This is a genomic window from Streptomyces sp. NPDC001604 (assembly GCF_042893475.1).
Classification (GTDB): domain Bacteria; phylum Actinomycetota; class Actinomycetes; order Streptomycetales; family Streptomycetaceae; genus Streptomyces.
Genome location: NZ_JBIAUY010000002.1, coordinates 225,047 through 239,256, shown reverse-complemented (window position 1 = coordinate 239,256; position 14,210 = coordinate 225,047). Strand labels below are relative to the sequence as shown.

Here is a 14,210-nt window from a genome sequence, read left to right as displayed (position 1 = left end):
GTGAGGCCCGGCCTCACATCCCGTCCGCGAGCCGTTCACCCGTCACAGCCCCCACACCCCCTTGCCGACCGCGGTGACCCCGCCTGTCAGAGCCAGCGACAGCACCAGCAGGCGGGCCCGTTTCTCCGGTATCCGCTCGGCGAGTGCCCGGCCGATCAGCGCGCCCACCGCCATGGCGGCGACGACCCACCCCCAGCGGGCCCCGCTCAGCTGCGGCACCCCGTTCGCCGCCACCGAGAACGCGTTCACCATCACGCCGTAGAACTGCGCGTTCGGTACGAACTCCCGTACCGTCCAGCCCGCGTTGACGGCGTACAAGGACACCGGTGGCCCGCCCACGCCCGCCGCCGAGTTCATGAAACCGCCCACCGCGCCCGCCGCGACCGCCCCCCTCGTGCCCCGCAACGCAGGCACCCGCGCACCCCGCATCACCAGCAGCACCGCGGCCGTCACCAGCCCGCCCATCACCAGCAACAGCGCGGGCTCGGGGAGTTGGCGGGTCAACCAGGCCCCGGCCGGCACCGTGCACGCGGCCGCCGCGCACAGCGGCACCATCGCGCCCGGCCGCACCCGCCGCCAGCCGCCGGCCAGGCCAACGACGCTGATGGCGCCCGCCGCGCAGTTGGCGAGCACGACGCCCTCGGCGGGCCCGAGCAGCAGCACGAGCGCGGGTACGGCGACCAGTGCGAAGCCCATGCCGGTCAGCCACTGCACACAGGAACCGAGCAGAACGATGCCCGCCAGCAGGACGTTCGTCGTGGTCAAGTCGTCACTCCAAGTGAGTTGGAAGGGCCTTGGATCCGCGCTGTACGACGGCTGTACGGGCCCTGACCGTTGAAAAGCGAGTCTGGAGTCACTTCCCCAGCAGGGAGGTCGAAGGGCAAGAACCGCACCGAAACCGGAGACAGCGATGACCCGTCGTTCCATGACCGAGCGCGCAGCCGTCGTCACCGCCACCGCCGTCGTCGCCCTCGGCACCGTGGGCACCGTCGCTGCCACCGCCGGCCCTCAGCACGAGGTCAGGCCCACCAGGGCACAGATCGCCGGGCTGTTCGACACCTGGAACAAGGCGCTGCAGACCGGTGACTCGGAGAAGGTCGCGAGCCTGTACGCGAAGGACGCGGTGCTGCTGCCCACCGTCTCCGACAAGGTCCGCACCAACCACGCCGAGATCGTCGACTACTTCGACAAGTTCCTGCAGAGCAAGCCGGTCGGCAAGAAGGTCAGGACGATCGTCGACGTCCTCGACAGCAACTCCGCGATCGACACCGGTGTCTACGAGTTCACCCTGACCGACAAGGCCACCGGGAAGAAGCGCGTCGTCGAGGCCCGCTACACGTACGCCTACGAGAAGATCCACGGCACGTGGAAGATCGTCAACCACCACTCCTCGGCGATGCCCGAAGGCTGATCCCGACCTCCAGCCCGCCCCCGGGCGCGTCCCGCAGGGCCACGGTCCCGCCGTCGTCGGTCACCAGCTGCTTGACGACGGCCAGGCCGAGACCGGAACCGGAGCGCCCGGTCAGGCCCTGGCCGCGCCAGAAGCGGTCGAAGGCGCGGGACTTCTCCGCGTCGGTCATGCCGGGGCCCTGGTCGAGGACGGACAGCACCACTTCCTCGCCCTTCTCCTCGATCCGGACGGTGATCGTGGCGCCGTCCGGTGAGACCTCCAGCGCATTCGAGAGCACGTTGTCCAGCACCTGGTCCAGATGACCGGGACCGGCCAGCACAGACGGCCGGCCGCCGACACCACTCCCCCTGAGCGCGATGGTGACTCCGCGCTCGTCGGCGGCCGGTCTCCACACCGACAGACGTTCCTCCACGATGTCCGTCAGGGGCAGGGGTTCGGCCGCGGTCACCTTCGCCTCCGCCCTCGCCAGCACCAGCAGCCCGTTGACCAGCCGGCTCATCCGGACCACCTCGGCGGTCGCCTGCTCCACGTCCTCCCGTACGAACTCGTCGTCCACCCCGTCCGCGATGTTGTCCAGCGACAGGCGCAGGGCCGTCAGCGGCGTACGGAGTTGGTGCGAGGCGTCCGCCACGAAGATCCGCTGCGAGGCGACCAGCGTGTCCAGGCGTTCCGCGCCCTGGTTCAGGGTCCGGGCGAGGGTCTGGGTCTCCGGCGGGCCCGTCACCGGGGAGCGGGCGGTGAGGTCGCCGTCGCTGAACTTGCTGGCCATGTCGTTGAGTTCGCGCAGCGGGGCGGTGATCCGGCGGGCGGCGACCGCGCCGATCAGCGCCGCGACGCCGAGCACCGCCACCGCGAGCCCGGCCCGGAACCCCCAGATCGTCCACAGCCTGTGGGTGAGATGCGAGGTCGAGTACACGACCCGCACGGCCGCCCGCCCCTGGGCGGGCACGGTGACCTCGAGCCGCTTGCCCCAGATGAAGTCGGAGCCCCAGTCGGTCGTGGACCGGTTCTGCTCCACGGCCCGGGTCAGCGCCGCGTTCGCGGTCGGCCTGGGGATGTTCGGGGAGCAACCGCCGGTAGGGGTCACCTGGACGTCGCCGGGGGTCTCGTCGCTGTACGCCTTGGCCACCTTCTCCAGGGCGTCGCACGAGATCCGGTCATGGCCGCCGAGCAGCAGTGCCATCGTCCTGGCCTCGCGCAGGACGGACAGCTCGGTGTCGTCCCGCAGCTGCTTGGTGAGCGTGAAGGCCACCGGCACGGTGAACAGCAGGATGGCGACGGCGACGAGCAGGATGTAACTGCGGATGAGCCGGCGGTTCATGACGCCCCGGCGTCCTTGACGATCTCCAGCCGGAAGCCGACCCCGCGCACCGCCTCGATGGCGATGACCCCGGTGAACTTCCGCCGCAGCGCCGCCACATGGACGTCGAGCGTCTTGGTGGGCCCGAACCAGTTCGCGTCCCAGACCGCTTCCATGATCTGCTCCCGGGACATCAACGCGCCCGGCTCCTCGGTGAGGAAGGCCAGCAGGTCGTACTCCTTGGGCGTGAGGGCGACCTCCGCGCCGTCCACATGCACCCGGGCCGCCTTGCGGTCGATCGTCAGCCGGGGCCCGTACCGGTCCGGGCCGCCCGCGGCGGTCTCCGGCGTACGGGCCTGCACGCGTCGCAGCACCGCCCTTATCCGTGCGATGACCTCCCGGACCCCGAACGGCTTGGACACATAGTCGTCCGCGCCGAGTTCCAGGCCCACCACCCGGTCCGTCTCGTCGCTGCGCGCACTGATCACGATGATCGGTACGTCACTGCGTTCGCGCAGCGCCTTGCACACGTCCAGTCCGTCGGTGTCCGGCAGACCGAGGTCGAGCAGGACGACGTCGTACGGGCCCTGGTGGCGCAGTGCAGCGCCGCCCGTGGTGACCCACTCGACCTCGAAGCCGTACCGGACGAGCCCGCGGCGAAGGGACTCGGCGACCGGCTGATCGTCTTCCACCAGAAGTACGCGCACAGGCGCACCCTAATGCTTGAAAGTTGAAGACGACCGGCCGCCGAGTCCGGGGGGATCACCACATGGCGGGCAGTCGCTCCGGGATCCGCTTCATGAACCCGGTCCGCCACACCAACTGCTCGATCGGCACCGCGAGACGCAGCCGGGGCATCCGCTCGAGCAGCCGCTCCAGTGCGATCTCGGCGTGCTTGCGGCCGAGGGCGGTGGCGGGGCAGTAGTGGCTGCCGCCGCCGAAGGAGAGATGGGCCGTGGAGTTGGCACGGGTCAGGTCGACGGTGTGCGGGTCGGGGAAGGCGGACGGATCGAAGTTCGCGCCCTCGACCAGGACGAGGACCAGCTCACCCGCCGCCACCTGTACGTCCCCGAGCAGGACGTCCTCGGTCGCGAGCCGCGGCAGTCCGTCGCCGATGGAGAGGTTGATGCGCAGCAGTTCGTCGACGGCCGCGGGGATCTTCCCGGGGTCCGCGACCAGCTCCTCCTGCAGCTCCGGGTGCTGGATCAGCGACACCAGGGCCATGGTCAGGAAGCCGGACGTCGAGATGACGCCCGCGCCGAACATGGTCACGCCGACCGTCGCGAGCATCTCGTCGGTGAGGTGGGCGTAGTCGGGGTCGGTGCGCAGGGCGGCGAGCTCGGCCATCAGACCCGTGGTCGCCGGGTCGTCCAGCCGCTCGGTCATGTACGCGATGTCGCGGTCCCAGTTGAGCCGGGCGCCCGTTATGGGGCAGGCCGAGTTCATGAACGCGATGTCCAGGCTCCGCATCAGCCCGGGCGCGTCCTGCTGCGGGATGCCGAGGATGCGGCAGTGCATGCCCGCCGAGTACGGGTCGGCGAAACCGCCCCGCAGGTCCACGGGAGCACCCTCGCGCACCAGGTTCTCGACGAGCTCGTCGGCGTAGGACCGCAGCCACTCCACCAGCCCGGGGCTCTTCGGGTTAAGGGCCTTGAGCACGGCCTTGCGCAGTCCGGCGCCGGTGATGTTGCCCATGTTGTTGACGACCTCGGGCGGGATCGTCAGCGCGTACTGGCGGGGGACGCCGGGGGCCGAGGTGTCCTTCAGGCTGAACCGCGGGTCCTCCAGGACCTGCTTGCACAGCTCGTACGAGGACACCAGCCAGGCCTCGTCACCCGCGATGGTGCGCACCCGGCGTACGGGGGTCGTGGTGCGCAACTCCTCTACCTCGGAGGGGAGTTGATCGCCCCGCCAGGAGAACGGGAAGTCGATGAGCAGGTCAGCGGACATCGGTCGGGTCCCCCTCGGCCGGCGTGACGATGGCGTGGCCCTGGTTGCGTGAGGCACGCAGCCCCGCACCGGGCGCGTAGAGCAGCTCGGCCATCGGCAGGAGCTGGTGGTAGCAGTTGAGGGAGGAGGGCACGCCCAGGATGGCGGGGGTGTCCAGGAAGAGGGGCGCCTCCGCGGTGACGTACTCCATGCACACGTCCCGCTGCCGCGCGGTCACCTCCTGCGCCTTGGCCGACAGGAAGGAGTCGACGAGTTTCTCGCAGGTCGTGCGGAACTCGTCGTCGGAGGACAGGCGGGTGCGCAGGTCCTCGTGGATCTCCCGGTACGCCGGGTTGTCGCGCAGCCCGGACATGGCGTGGGCCCTCAGGCGGGTCCGGCCTGGGTCGGCGGCCTCGACGGCGGCGAGGACCTTGGCGCGTACGCCCCGCAGGTTCTTCACCGCCTTGCGGCGCGCGTCGTCGGCCGTATAGCCGGAGGCCTCGTACATCTCGGCCACGTGCAGATCGGTGTAGACGAAGTCCACGCGCTCGAAGAGGGCCAGGCCCCAGCGGGCCAGGTCGTGTATGCGCTGTGCGGAGAAATAGCTGTTGCCGGGGGAGACGCCGATCACGGCGTGGTCGGCGGCGGTGCGGATGACCTCGCAGTGCGGGGTGAAGGGGCGGACCAGGAAGAGGTCGGCCGGTGTGACGTGCTGGATCTCGGAAACGGTCGCAGTCGTCAAGGAAGGAGAATCCTTCGCGTCGCTAGTCCCGATGGAGCCTTGTGCTCCTGGTGTGGCGACGACGACGCGAAGTTATCGGGCGGCTACTCAGAGCGTCAACGGGTGACCTGAACCACTTTGCGGACTGTTCATGTGCCAGGTGGGCAGGGGCTGGGCTGGAGCGCCGGGTCTCACCATGTGGTTTCACAAAGGTCGTAACCGGGCGCTCGGTAAAATGAGCCGACACATACGGGACGAGCGAGGAGCGCACGTGGGCCTTGTCGTGCAGAAGTACGGAGGCTCCTCCGTAGCCGATGCCGAGGGCATCAAGCGCGTCGCCAAGCGAATCGTGGAAGCGAAGAAGAACGGCCACCAGGTGGTCGTCGTCGTTTCCGCGATGGGCGACACGACGGACGAGCTGATCGATCTCGCCGAGCAGGTATCTCCGATGCCTGCCGGGCGTGAGTTCGACATGCTGCTGACCGCGGGAGAGCGGATCTCCATGGCACTGCTGGCCATGGCGATCAAAAACCTGGGCCACGAGGCCCAGTCGTTCACCGGCAGCCAGGCGGGCGTCATCACCGACTCCGTCCACAACAAAGCCCGGATCATCGACGTCACTCCCGGCCGTATCCGCACGGCCCTCGACGAGGGCAACATCGCCATCGTCGCCGGCTTCCAGGGCGTCAGCCAGGACAAGAAGGACATCACCACGCTCGGCCGCGGTGGTTCCGACACGACGGCCGTCGCGCTGGCCGCCGCACTCGACGCCGAGGTGTGCGAGATCTACACCGACGTCGACGGCGTGTTCACCGCCGACCCGCGCGTGGTCAAGAAGGCGAAGAAGATCGACTGGATCTCCTTCGAGGACATGCTGGAGCTCGCCGCCTCCGGCTCCAAGGTGCTGCTCCACCGCTGCGTGGAGTACGCCCGCCGCTACAACATCCCGATCCACGTCCGCTCCAGCTTCAGCGGGCTGCAGGGCACGTGGGTCAGCAGTGAGCCGATCGAGCAAGGGGACAAGAAGGTGGAGCAGGCCATCATCTCCGGTGTCGCGCACGACACCTCGGAGGCCAAGGTCACGGTCGTCGGCGTCCCGGACAAGCCGGGCGAGGCCGCCTCGATCTTCCGCGCCATCGCCGATGCCGAGATCAACATCGACATGGTCGTGCAGAACGTCTCCGCCGCCTCCACCGGGCTGACGGACATCTCCTTCACCCTCCCCAAGACCGAGGGCCGCAAGGCCATCGACGCCCTGGAGCGCGCGAAGACGGCCATCGGGTTCGACTCGCTGCGCTACGACGACCAGATCGGCAAGATCTCCCTCGTCGGCGCCGGTATGAAGACCAACCCGGGTGTCACGGCGTCCTTCTTCGAGGCGCTGTCCGACGCGGGCGTGAACATCGAGCTGATCTCGACCTCCGAGATCCGTATCTCGGTCGTCACCCGCGCCGACGACGTGCCGGAGGCCGTGCGCGCCGTGCACTCCGCCTTCGGCCTGGACTCCGACACCGCCGAGGCGGTCGTCTACGGAGGCACCGGACGCTGATGTCGGCGACTGTCCGACCGACGCTCGCGGTCGTGGGAGCGACCGGAGCCGTCGGCACGGTCATGCTCCAGATCCTGTCCCAGCATGCGGACATCTGGGGCGAGATCCGTCTGATCGCCTCACCGCGCTCGGCCGGCCGCAAGCTGGCCGTGCGCGGTCAGGAGGTCGAGGTGGTGGCCCTGGCCGAGGAGGCCTTCGACGGGGTCGACGTCGCCATGTTCGACGTACCCGACGAGGTGTCCGCGCACTGGGCGCCGATCGCGGCGGCCAAGGGCGCGGTGGTGGTGGACAACTCGGGCGCCTTCCGGATGGATCCGGAGGTGCCCCTGGTGGTCCCGGAGGTCAATCCGCACTGCGCCCGCCGCCGGCCCCGCGGGATCATCGCCAACCCCAACTGCACGACCCTGTCCATGATCGTGGCCCTGGGTGCGCTGCACGCCGAGTTCGGGCTGCGCGAGCTGGTGGTCTCCTCGTACCAGGCGGTCAGCGGGGCGGGGCGGGCCGGGGTGGAGACCCTGCGGCAGCAGCTGTCCCTCGTCGCCGGTACGGAGCTGGGGACCAGCCCCGGCGATGTGCGGCGGGCCGTCGGCGACAACACCGGGCCCTTCCCTGAGCCGGTGGCACTGAACGTCGTGCCGTGGGCCGGGTCCCTGCGCGAGGACGGCTGGTCCTCGGAGGAGATGAAGGTGCGGGACGAGTCCCGCAAGATCCTCGGCCTGCCCGACCTGCCCGTCGCCGTGACCTGCGTACGGGTACCGGTGGTCACCACACACTCCCTCACGGTCCACGCCCGGTTCCAGGGCGAGGTCACCGTCGACGGCGCCCGGGAGATCCTCGCGACCGCCCCCGGGGTCGTCCTCTTCGACGACCCGGCGGCCGGCGAGTTCCCCACGCCCGCCGACGTCGTGGGCACCGACCCGACCTGGGTGGGCCGGGTGCGGCGGGCGCTCGACGACCCCACCGCGCTCGAACTCTTCGTTTGCGGTGACAACCTCCGCAAGGGCGCGGCCCTCAACACCGCACAGATCGCGGAGCTGGTGGCGACCGAGTTCCGGTGACGGGCTGTGACCGTGGTTGCGCTCCCATGACATGCCGTGTTGCCTGCAACACATGTACAAGTAAGGGGTTTCTGCCGGAAAAGCCCTGGCCGTGGCCTGTTTGATTTGTAGGATCTGTGGGCGACATGTGGCCGGACCAATGGTCCGTACCACTTGCCTCAGGCCACCAAGGCGTCCGAAGATTTCCCTCCCCGCTCTCCGCAACCGCGCGAAGGGCGGGGAGCGTCTTTGCGAACGCCCTTCGGGGGCGCGGGGATGCGCGGTGAGGCGTGGGGACGCCTCGAACATTCGGGATATAGGGGAAGAGCGGGTAGGCATGAGGGCGTTTGACGCACGGTCAGTTGCGCTGCCTGACACCAGACGGCCGGCTGCGGCACATGACGCAAAAGTGACGCCCGGCACGTACAACCCTGACGGGGGGAAACGTGTCCAACTGGCGTGGCAGAGGTTCTCGACTTCCAAGCGGCGACCCGCGGTACGGCCCTACGGCCGCCCCGCCCGTCGCTCCGACCCCGCATGCCCGGGGCGCCCGGCGGCATGCCGGTGATCGCGCCCATGCCCGCAGCGCGGCCCGCCCGCATACCGAATCAGCGTGACGGCGCCGACTACGCCGAGGACACAGCGGCGGCCGGTACGACCGTCGACCACCTCACCGAGACCTACCGCGCGCACTACCGTTCGCTGCTCGGTCTCGCCGCCCTCCTGCTGGACGACACCGCCTCCTGCGAGGACGTCGTCCAGGAGGCCTTCATCCGCGTGCACTCGGCACGCAAACGGGTCCGCGACCCCGAGAAGACGCTCGCCTATCTGCGGCAGACGGTCGTCAACCTGTCCCGCTCCGCCCTGCGCCGCCGCATCCTGGGCCTCAAGCTCCTGTCCAAGCCGATGCCGGACATGGCGAGCGCCGAGGAGGGTGCGTACGACCAGCTGGAGCGCGACTCCCTGATCAAGGCGATGAAGGGGCTGCAGCGCCGCCAGCGCGAGGTCCTGGTGCTGCGCTACTTCGCGGACATGACCGAGGCGCAGGTCGCCGAGACGCTCGGGATATCGCTGGGCTCCGTGAAGGCGTACGGCTCCCGCGGCATCGCGGCCCTCCGCCTCGCGATGGAGACACCGGCATGAACAAGGACGGCGAGGGACGTGATTCCCATGACCGCCATGAGCCCTACGCATGGCACGAGCCGACGGCAACGCAAGAGCAAGAACACAGGCAATCGCACGCTGGGAACGGAACTGTGAACCACGGCCCCGACGACCAGAGCCCCGAGCAGGGGCTCGACTCGGACGAGCTGGCTCTGCGCAGGATGCTGCACCAGGCGGTGCAGACGGTCGAACCGCGCGACGGCACGCTGGACCACCTGCGGCGGGCCGTACCCGCACGGCGCGCCCGCAAGCGGCAGGCGATGGTCGGCATGGCGGCCGCCGCGCTGTTCCTCGGCACCGCCGTCCCGGCCCTGGTGCACGTCTCCAACTCCACCGGCTCCGACGTCAACCCGTCCGTGGCCGGCCAGGCCTCGCAGGCCCAGGGCGGGGCGAGCCAGGGAAAAAACGCGGACGGCAGTGAGAGCACTGCCGGCGGCAACACGGGCAAGGCCCCGGGCAAGGGCAACGGCGACTCGAAGGGCGACGGCAAGAGCAAGGGCACCGGTACGGGCACGGGCGGCGCCGGCACCGACCCCTCGGCCACCAGCGCCTCCAGTGCCCCCGTCTGCAGGGCCGACCAGTTCGGCTCGCCCACCGAGTCCGTCGCCGCGCCGGACGCCCAGGGCGCGGTCTACGGCACCTTCCGCGTCGTCAACATCTCCACCTCCGCCTGTACCGTCGGCGGCGTGGGCACCGTGAGCGCGCTCGCGCAGGGCGCCGCGGACGCCACCAAGATCTCCACGGCGCGGCATGTGCTGGGGGACGCCGCGGCCGGCCTGCCCGAACCGTCGACCGAGATCACCGGGCTGCAGTTGCAGCCGGGCGCGGCCTACGAGGTGAAGTTCGCCTGGATCCCCTCGGCGACCTGTCCCACCACGGGCGGGCCCACCGGCGGCACCACCGACGGCGGCTCCACCCCCAGCCCGACCCCGACCCCCGACGCGGGCAGCTCCTCCGGTACCACCTCCACGGGCACGGACAGCGGTGTCACCACCCAGATGATGACGGCGGACGGCACCGCAGACGGCAGCGTGGTCGTGTCCCACACAACGGCAGCCGGCTCCCCGACGGTCTCGGCGACGGTGTCCAACGCGTGCGCGGGGACGGTCATCTACACCGGGGTGCTGCCGGGGGCGTAGAGCCCCGTGCCGCCCTGCGTAGCCTGCGGGCACCCCGCTCAGCCTGCGGGCAATCGTGCTGCTTGCGCCGGGGCGTGGACTCCGCTCAGCCTGCGGCAATCATGCCGCTTGCGCCGGGGTGTGGACTCTGCTCAGCCTGCGGGTAATCGTGCTGCTTGCGCCGGGGTGTGGACTCTGCTCAGCCTGCGGGCAATCGTGCCGCCTGGGGCGGCACGGGTGGGCGCAGGCGGCACCCCGCCAACGCGGGCAAGTGACACCGCCCCAGACCGCAGCGCCGGTGCAGCCGAAACCAGGCTCAGACGGCAACGCCCTCTTCCTCGGCCACCAGCCCCATCGCGGCATCCCGCGCAAACTCCGCTTCCCGCCGCAACAACCGGAACCACATGAACACCACAAACCCGGCGAAGACAAACCACTCCCCGGTGTAGCCGAGGTTCTGGAACGCCTTCAGATCGAGCCCCGAGTCCGCAGGCGCCGTCGCCGGCACGGCAGTCATCCCGGCATCGGCCTTGTCCAGCGTGACCCACGCGTCATACACGTCGTACGGCACCAGGTTCACCAGCGACGCCGAGCTGATCGCCGCGGTCTGCCCGGCCGGCAGCCCACCCTGCGCGCTCACCCCGTTGTCCCCCGGCGTCTCGGACGCCTGCAACGCACCGGTGACGGTGACCTCACCGGTCGGCGCGGCGGGCGCCTTCGCCGCGTCGGCGGCACCCGGCAGCCAGCCCCGCACCACCGGCAGCGCCTTGCCGCCGTCGGTGCGCAGCAGCGTCAGCACATAGAAGCCGCGCCTGCCGTCGAGCTGCCGGTCAGGCACGAGCAGCTGCTTGCCGTACCGCCCGGTCGCGGTGGCCTGCCGCCCGGAGGTCGCCTTGTTCACGGGCAACAGCTCCCGCAGCGGCCGGGCCGCCTCGTGCCGGTCCGTCGTGACCTGCTCGGTCGCGTCCCGGTGGGCCTGCACCCGATCCTCGAACCGGCTCAGCTGCCACGACCCCATGAAGATGCAGAAGGGGATGGCGAGCAGCACGAAGACGTTGATCCCCCACCAACGGGGCGTCAGCAGAAACCGGTACACACCGTCAACGGTACGGGGCGGCCGCGGCGGCCTCGGCCGCGGGGTTCGGACAATCAGGCCTTGGCCGCCCGCAGCGAGTACATCAGCGGAAACCGGGGCCGGTCCGCGGGAAGACGGAAGTAGCCGTCCCGCTCCTCGAAGGCCTCGAACTGCCTGAACACCGAGACATCGTGCTCGTGGAGGAACTCGATGCGCAGCCCCGCCGCGGCGAGCGCGGAGACGACCTCGCCGAGCGGGTGCGTCCACTGCACGGTCCGGTTGTGGACCGTGTCGGCGCTCTCCGCCGCGTACGTGCCGGGGAAGTCGTAGACCTGCGCCTCGCGGTCGAAGTAGTCCCGCACGACCCGCGAGCCGGTCTCCTCGTCGAGGACATCGGTCAGCGGATGGAACTCGGCGAGATAGAGGAACCCGCCGGGCGCCACCAGGCCGGCGGCCGTCTCGGCCCAGCGCCGGATGTCGGGCAGCCAGCACAGTGCACCGGTGCCGGTGTAGACGATGTCGTACGAGGACTCGGGCATCGCAGCCAGCGCGGAGGCCGCGTCGTACACGTCGGACGCGACGAACTGCGCCCGCTCGGGTCCGAGGCCCAGGTCGGCGGCGAGATCCCGGGCGACCGCGACGGCCGGTTCGGAGAAGTCCAGTCCGACGACGCGGGCGGCGCCGTGCCGGGCCCAGGACAGGGTGTCGGTGCCGATGTGGCACTGCAGATGCAGCAGCGACTTACCGGTCACGTCACCGACCTCGGCCAGTTCGAAGGGGCGCAGGGGGTCCTTGCCGGACCGGAAGCCGTCGAGGTCGTAGTAGTCGCCGGCGGTGTGCAGCGGGACCCTCTCGTCCCAGTTGGCGCGGTTGGCCTCGCGCCAGTCGGCAGGGGTGGGGGAAGCGCTGGGAGAAGACATGAGCCGAGGATCCTGACCTGCTTGGACGTGTGTTCGGTAAATGCCCGGTAGAAGTTATCCACAGGCTGGGGACCTCGCCAGCGAATTGTCCGTGGGGGCAGGCACTATGGGGCCATGACTGAGAGCAACGCCTCCGCCGCGCCGGAGCGGAACGAGGACATGCCGGACTGGGAGAAGCGCTTCCGGGCGCCGCGGGTGTCGCTGCCCGACTGGGCGGAGGACGCACCGGACCGCTCCCTGTTCGTGTCGAACGCGACGGGGACGTACGAGCTGTACGCCTGGGACCGTGCCACCGGCCGACAACGCCAGGTCACGGACCGTCCGAACGGCACGACGGAGGGCCTGCTCTCCCCCGACGGCGCATGGATCTGGTGGTTCGACGACAAGGACGGCGACGAGTTCGGCGTCTGGCGCAGACAGCCCTTCGACGGCGGTGAGAACGAGCCGGCGGCGCCCGGTCTGGAGGCCTCCTACCCCGCGGGCCTGGCCCTCGCCCGGGACGGCCGCACGGCGATCGTCGGCCGCTCCACGGACGAGGACGGTACGACGATCCATCTCGCGCGCACCGGCGAGACCCCGGTGGAGATCTACCGCCACCGCGAGTCGGCGGGCGTCGGCGACCTCTCCCACGACGGTTCGCTGATCGCCATCGAGCACACGGAGCACGGCGACGCCATGCACTCCGCCCTGCGCGTCCTGCGCCCCGACGGCACGGCGGTCGCCGAGCTCGACGACACCAAGGGGGGCACGGCCGAGCTGGGCCTGGAGGTCCTGGGCTTCGCCCCCGTCGAGGGCGACACCCGGCTGCTCATCGGGCACCAGCGCCGCGGCCGCTGGGAGCCCCTGGTGTGGGACGTGGCGACGGGCGAGGAGACCGACCTGGCCCTGGAGCTGCCCGGAGACGTGAGCGCCGAGTGGTACCCGGACGGCACCGGCCTGCTCATCGTGCACAGCTTCGAGGCCCGCAGCGAACTGTTCCGCTACGACCTGGCGAGCCGCGCCCTGGCGAAGATCCCCACCCCGCCCGGCACGGTCTCCGGCGCGACGGCCCGGCCCGACGGCAGCGTGGAGTACCTGTGGTCCTCGGCCGCCGAACCGTCGGCGGTCCGCTCGACCACGGGCGCGGTCGTCCTCGACCCGCCGGGCATGAAGTCCCCGGGCTCGGTGCCGGTGGAGGACGTGTGGGTGGACGGCCCCGGCGGCCGTATCCACGCCCTGGTCCAGAAGCCGCAGGGCGCCCTGGGCCCCCTGCCCACGGTCTTCGACATCCACGGCGGCCCCACCTGGCACGACAGCGACGCGTTCGCGGCGGGCCCGGCGGCCTGGGTCGACCACGGGTACGCGGTGATCCGCGTCAACTACCGCGGCTCCACCGGCTACGGCCGCGCCTGGACCGACGCCCTCAAGCACCGCGTCGGCCTCATCGAACTGGAGGACATCGAGGCCGTTCGCGCCTGGGCGGTCGACTCCGGCCTCGCGGACCCCGACCGCCTCATCCTCACCGGCGGCTCCTGGGGCGGCTACCTCACCCTCCTCGGCCTCGGCGTCCAGCCGCACGCCTGGACGCTCGGCATCGCGGCGGTCCCGGTCGCCGACTACGTCACGGCGTACCACGACGAGATGGAGGCCCTGAAGGCCATGGACCGCACCCTCCTCGGCGGCACCCCCGAGGAGGTCCCCGAACGCTTCGAGGCCTCGTCCCCGCTGACCTACGTCGACCAGGTCAGAGCCCCGGTCTACATCTCGGCCGGTGTCAACGACCCCCGCTGCCCCATCCGCCAGATCGAGAACTACGTCAAACGCCTCGAAGCCCGCGGCGCCACCCACGAGGTGTACCGCTACGACGCGGGCCACGGTTCCTTGGTGGTGGACGAGAGAATCAAACAGGTCCGCCTGGAACTGGAATTCGCGGAACGCCACTTGGGGTAGCTACGACACTCGGGCCGCGGTGGCGTGCGGCCACTCGAGCTGGCGTGACGTGTGGCT

At 70.4% G+C, this 14,210-nt stretch carries 13 protein-coding genes; 6 read left to right on the top strand and 7 right to left on the bottom strand.

The features are described 5' to 3' along the window. Positions 1-42: 42 nt before the first annotated feature. Complete coding sequence (locus ACFY1E_RS06265) at positions 43-765, bottom strand: sulfite exporter TauE/SafE family protein (RefSeq protein WP_389072083.1); 723 nt, start codon at positions 763-765, stop codon at positions 43-45. Between the two features lie 145 nt (positions 766-910). Here ACFY1E_RS06265 and ACFY1E_RS06260 point away from each other — a divergent pair, with 145 nt between their 5' ends. Next, a complete protein-coding gene (locus ACFY1E_RS06260; RefSeq protein ID WP_389072079.1) occupies positions 911-1,411 on the top strand; it encodes an SgcJ/EcaC family oxidoreductase in 501 nt (166 codons plus the stop codon). Here ACFY1E_RS06260 and ACFY1E_RS06255 read toward each other — a convergent pair. From ACFY1E_RS06255 to ACFY1E_RS06240, 4 genes are read right to left on the bottom strand one after another with little or no spacing between them, the layout of a single operon-like run. Then, positions 1,377-2,732, bottom strand: coding sequence for a sensor histidine kinase (locus ACFY1E_RS06255; RefSeq protein WP_389072076.1), 1,356 nt, complete (start codon positions 2,730-2,732; stop codon positions 1,377-1,379). The genes ACFY1E_RS06260 and ACFY1E_RS06255 overlap by 35 nt on opposite strands. Continuing rightward, positions 2,729-3,418, bottom strand: a complete 690-nt coding sequence (locus ACFY1E_RS06250; RefSeq protein WP_389072074.1) for a response regulator transcription factor — start codon at positions 3,416-3,418, stop codon at positions 2,729-2,731. Before ACFY1E_RS06250 ends, ACFY1E_RS06255 begins: the two co-directional genes overlap by 4 nt. A 55-nt stretch (positions 3,419-3,473) precedes the next feature. Next, the gene (locus tag ACFY1E_RS06245; RefSeq protein WP_389072071.1) at positions 3,474-4,661 is read right to left on the bottom strand and encodes a cytochrome P450; all 1,188 of its coding nucleotides are present in this window, start codon (positions 4,659-4,661) and stop codon (positions 3,474-3,476) included. Next, positions 4,651-5,382, bottom strand: coding sequence for a tRNA-dependent cyclodipeptide synthase (locus ACFY1E_RS06240; RefSeq protein ID WP_389072069.1), 732 nt, complete (start codon positions 5,380-5,382; stop codon positions 4,651-4,653). Before ACFY1E_RS06240 ends, ACFY1E_RS06245 begins: the two co-directional genes overlap by 11 nt. Positions 5,383-5,632: 250 nt before the next feature. Between ACFY1E_RS06240 and ACFY1E_RS06235 the strand changes: the two genes are divergently transcribed. The 4 genes from ACFY1E_RS06235 (at position 5,633) to ACFY1E_RS06220 (ending at position 10,250) form a co-directional block, all read left to right on the top strand. Continuing rightward, a complete protein-coding gene (locus tag ACFY1E_RS06235; RefSeq protein ID WP_389072066.1) occupies positions 5,633-6,910 on the top strand; it encodes an aspartate kinase in 1,278 nt (425 codons plus the stop codon). After that, positions 6,910-7,968: an aspartate-semialdehyde dehydrogenase gene (locus ACFY1E_RS06230; RefSeq protein WP_389072064.1), complete on the top strand. Its 1,059-nt coding sequence runs from the start codon at positions 6,910-6,912 to the stop codon at positions 7,966-7,968. Before ACFY1E_RS06235 ends, ACFY1E_RS06230 begins: the two co-directional genes overlap by 1 nt. A gap of 516 nt (positions 7,969-8,484) precedes the next feature. Then, complete coding sequence (locus tag ACFY1E_RS06225) at positions 8,485-9,090, top strand: SigE family RNA polymerase sigma factor (RefSeq protein WP_389073336.1); 606 nt, start codon at positions 8,485-8,487, stop codon at positions 9,088-9,090. Positions 9,091-9,203: 113 nt separating this feature from the next. Then, the gene (locus tag ACFY1E_RS06220; protein WP_389072061.1) at positions 9,204-10,250 is read left to right on the top strand and encodes a hypothetical protein; all 1,047 of its coding nucleotides are present in this window, start codon (positions 9,204-9,206) and stop codon (positions 10,248-10,250) included. Positions 10,251-10,545: 295 nt separating this feature from the next. Here the strand turns inward: ACFY1E_RS06220 and ACFY1E_RS06215 are convergent, their stop codons facing one another. Further along, positions 10,546-11,325 (bottom strand): SURF1 family protein, encoded by a 780-nt coding sequence (locus tag ACFY1E_RS06215; RefSeq protein WP_389072059.1) that lies wholly within the window; start codon positions 11,323-11,325, stop codon positions 10,546-10,548. A gap of 53 nt (positions 11,326-11,378) precedes the next feature. After that, positions 11,379-12,224: a class I SAM-dependent methyltransferase gene (locus tag ACFY1E_RS06210; RefSeq protein ID WP_389072057.1), complete on the bottom strand. Its 846-nt coding sequence runs from the start codon at positions 12,222-12,224 to the stop codon at positions 11,379-11,381. Positions 12,225-12,338: 114 nt separating this feature from the next. On the opposite strand from ACFY1E_RS06210, the gene ACFY1E_RS06205 reads away from it, so the two are divergent. After that, positions 12,339-14,153, top strand: a complete 1,815-nt coding sequence (locus ACFY1E_RS06205; RefSeq protein WP_389072054.1) for a prolyl oligopeptidase family serine peptidase — start codon at positions 12,339-12,341, stop codon at positions 14,151-14,153. Positions 14,154-14,210: the final 57 nt, after the last annotated feature.

Bases quoted from the DNA above. Each gene is read 5' to 3' on its own strand.
- ACFY1E_RS06260 (WP_389072079.1), top strand. From the start codon at position 911: ATGACCCGTCGTTCCATGACCGAGCGCGCAGCCGTCGTCACCGCCACC.
- ACFY1E_RS06255 (WP_389072076.1), bottom strand. From the start codon at position 2,732: ATGAACCGCCGGCTCATCCGCAGTTACATCCTGCTCGTCGCCGTCGCC.
- ACFY1E_RS06245 (WP_389072071.1), bottom strand. From the start codon at position 4,661: ATGTCCGCTGACCTGCTCATCGACTTCCCGTTCTCCTGGCGGGGCGAT.
- ACFY1E_RS06230 (WP_389072064.1), top strand. From the start codon at position 6,910: ATGTCGGCGACTGTCCGACCGACGCTCGCGGTCGTGGGAGCGACCGGA.
- ACFY1E_RS06225 (WP_389073336.1), top strand. From the start codon at position 8,485: ATGCCCGGGGCGCCCGGCGGCATGCCGGTGATCGCGCCCATGCCCGCA.
- ACFY1E_RS06210 (WP_389072057.1), bottom strand. From the start codon at position 12,224: ATGTCTTCTCCCAGCGCTTCCCCCACCCCTGCCGACTGGCGCGAGGCC.
- ACFY1E_RS06205 (WP_389072054.1), top strand. From the start codon at position 12,339: ATGACTGAGAGCAACGCCTCCGCCGCGCCGGAGCGGAACGAGGACATG.